The 3163-nt window shown below is 61.6% G+C and carries 1 protein-coding gene and 1 pseudogene; one reads left to right on the top strand and one right to left on the bottom strand.

The window, feature by feature from the left end:
- Positions 1–113: 113 nt before the first annotated feature.
- Positions 114–1507: pseudogene (locus tag OMK73_RS03415) on the top strand (IS701 family transposase).
- A gap of 421 nt (positions 1508–1928) precedes the next feature.
- On the opposite strand, the gene OMK73_RS03410 reads toward OMK73_RS03415, so the two are convergent.
- Positions 1929–3080, bottom strand: a complete 1152-nt coding sequence (locus tag OMK73_RS03410; RefSeq protein WP_267600756.1) for an IS110 family transposase — start codon at positions 3078–3080, stop codon at positions 1929–1931.
- Positions 3081–3163 lie beyond the last annotated feature (83 nt).

Here is a 3163-nt window from a genome sequence, read left to right as displayed (position 1 = left end):
CTGGCGACGTCTTACAGCTACCTAATCTTACTGTGTCACAAAAACGACAATTACTGTGTCAATAATATTGAATTTCAGTTATAACCAAGATTCCATCGTGGCAAGAGGCGGCAATGGGAAATCTGGCGGAATTCGATCGTTATATTGAGTACCTATGCGTGGCGTTGGATCATGTGGATCGAAACGTCGGATTGCAGGACTATTGTCGAGGCCTCATGTTGCCGATCCAGCGCAAGAGTGTTGAGCCTCTGGCTGCGCATACCGATCCGCTACACGTGGCTGCCAAGCACCAATCGTTACATCACTTCGTGGCCAAGGCGGGATGGTCGGACAGTGCCGTGATGTCGCGCGTTCGCGACTGGGTTGTGCCACACCTCGGGTTGGACAGTGGCTGCTACTGGATTATCGATGACACCGGGTTCCCGAAGAAGGGAACGCATTCAGTTGGCGTCGCGCGCCAATACTGCGGTCAACTGGGCAAGCAGGACAACTGCCAGGTGGCGGTCAGTCTTTCGCTGGCCAGCGTCCAGGGCAGCATTCCTGTCGCCTATCAACTGTATTTGCCCAAAGACTGGGCGAGTGACCCGGTGCGCAAGAAGAAGGCCGGGGTGCCGGACGGCATGACGTTCGCGACCAAGCCGGAAATTGCTCTGGCGCAAATGCGTGAGGCGCTCGCCTCGGGCGTGCCGATGGGCGTGGTGCTGGCGGACGCCGGGTATGGCGATGAAACCGCCTTTCGCGATGGCATTACTGAGATGGGCATGCCGTATGCAGTCGGCATACGGCCGGGGACTACGGTATGGGCGCCCGGCACCGCGCCGCTGCCGCCCAAGGCATGGAGCGGTCGCGGCATACGGCCGACGAAGCTGCGTCGGGAGCCTGGACACCAACCGGTGACGGTGAAGGCCTTGGCGATGGACTTGCCGCAGCAAGTCTATCGCACGGTCACCTGGCGGGAAGGCTCCAACACTGAACTGTCCTCCCGCTTCGCCGCCGTGCGGGTTCGCCCTGCTCATCGCGACTACCTGGGCACGCAGATGCGTCCCGAGGAGTGGCTACTGATCGAATGGCCCGAAGGAGAAGCCGAGCCGGTGAAATACTTCCTCTCTACCGGTCCGTCCGATGCCACCCTGGAACAATTGGTCTTCGTCACCAAGATGCGCTGGCGTATCGAGCGCGACTATCAGGAACTCAAGCAGGAGTTCGGCCTCGCGCACTATGAAGGCCGCGGCTGGAGGGGCTTTCATCACCATGCCACCCTGTGTATTGCGGCCTACGCCTTCCTCGTCGCTATGCGCCTCAATCAGAGCACCTCAAAAAAAACCGTGCTCAACCAGAAACGCCTTCCTTACCCAAGGATTACGTCCCTCGCGGCAGCCGGACGAGTGCAGCGCCACGTGGCTGAGTCGATTTCGACGCTGCGGCTACTCATCGCTCGTGCCATTATCAACCGGCTCCGCCGGTGTCCATGCTGCTGGGATGTGAAGCTAAATTTGTGACACAGTAAGACTTCTATGGGGCATTGGAAGTCAAGCCCTTTGAGGATCCATTTTCTGCAGGTCGATTCCCCTGTTTGAGTCGGTGCCGCGGGTTATCCACGGCCGGCCAGCGGGTCGTCTGCCACGACCACGACGCTGGCCGGCGGTGGATAACCCGCAGACGAAGACCTCTGCCTGTATTGAGGAGTCCTTTGCATAAAGCGATGCATCGAGAGGATTTAGGCGGGGTGCGTGATGTCCGGGCGGTTGCCCGGGGCCAACTTCTATCCGTGCCGGCACTAGGCCGGTCACCACATACCGCATGCGCAATGCGCTGGTACCACCCCATTACTGCACGCCCCATCTAAAACTACGACTGCCCGTCGGGTAATCCTCCTACTGTCCGGGCGTGCTAACCTTCCACTCCTGTTGTCGCTCGAGGTTTGTCGTTCAGGTCTCCACCACTTCGCTGCCCGGCAGCTTGAGCCTTGCCCCGGCCGGAATCTCACCATATTCCAGATAGCGCCACAGGGCGATCGCCAGCCGCCGCGCCAGTGCGACAATGCCGATCCGTCGCATGCGCTTGCCGGCGAGGGCAAAGCGCTGATTGAACCATTGGCTCAACTGGCTGGCCGGCTGGAAGCGCAGCCAGCTCCACGCGAGCTCGACCATCAACCATCGGCTGCGTTTGTTGCCGGCCTTGCTGATGCCCTGCTCGACGTCGCTGGTGCCGCTTGCGTAGGGCGTCGGCGCCAGGCCCAGGCAGCCGGCAAGTTCATGCCGGTTGTGAAACCGCCGCCAGCCAAACAGTTCCTTGACCAGGGTCCATGCACTTCCCGTGCCGATACCTGCCAGCCGGGCGAGCAGTGCGATCGCGGGTTGTGCGCCGCTGCGGACCTGATGCTGCTGGAGTGTCTCAAGCGCCCTGATCTGCTTGGCTACCAGCGTTAGGCGCTCGAACTCGCGCTCAATCTCGGCGCGCAAACCTGGCAATAGTCGCTCGGCGTGCTGAGTCCACCAGCCCACCCACGCGCGCCCACCGATGCGCTCGACTCGCAGGTTGTGCAGCACCAGCAGCGAACGGATCCGGTTGCTGTGCGCGGTGCGTTCCTGCCGCAGGCGCCCAAGTTCCCGGTGCACGCGCCGCTCATCCTCCTGCTCCGGGCTGGGGATCCGCGCAACGGCCCACACCCGCCGTTCACCAGCGTGGTAGCGCATCAGCATCGACAGCAGCTTGTCGCTGTCGAGCCGGTCCGTCTTTGCGCGGCGCGCGCGCCGGTTGACTTCGATACTGGCCGAGTCCACGACGAGGTTGGCGATCCCTTGTTCGGTCAGCCAGCGGTGCGGCCAGAAGCCGTCACGGCCGGCCTCGTAGCAACTGCGCACCGGCGCCTGCGCGGCCAGGCCGCAACGTGCCTTGGCCCTCGTGATCGCTGTCAGCACAGATGCCGTATCCCCTGCCGCGACCGAGCATCGGCTCGGCGCGCGTACGCCGTCACCCAGCGACAGCTTCCAGCTCTTGTCACCCAATTCGAAGGCGACATACAGCCAACCGATGACTGCCGTATCCTGCCCTTGAAGGGCTGTGTCAGGCGCATTCATTTGCGTGCTCCTTTCGAAAAACGAGTGTCCGATTCCTCGTTTTACTCCAGGGAGCTTACCTCCGCGACCCTTACATAGTATCT

The sequence above is a fragment of the Cupriavidus sp. D39 genome (assembly GCF_026627925.1).
GTDB classification, from domain to species: domain Bacteria; phylum Pseudomonadota; class Gammaproteobacteria; order Burkholderiales; family Burkholderiaceae; genus Cupriavidus; species Cupriavidus ulmosensis.
This window is presented reverse-complemented; position numbering and strand designations above follow the sequence as displayed.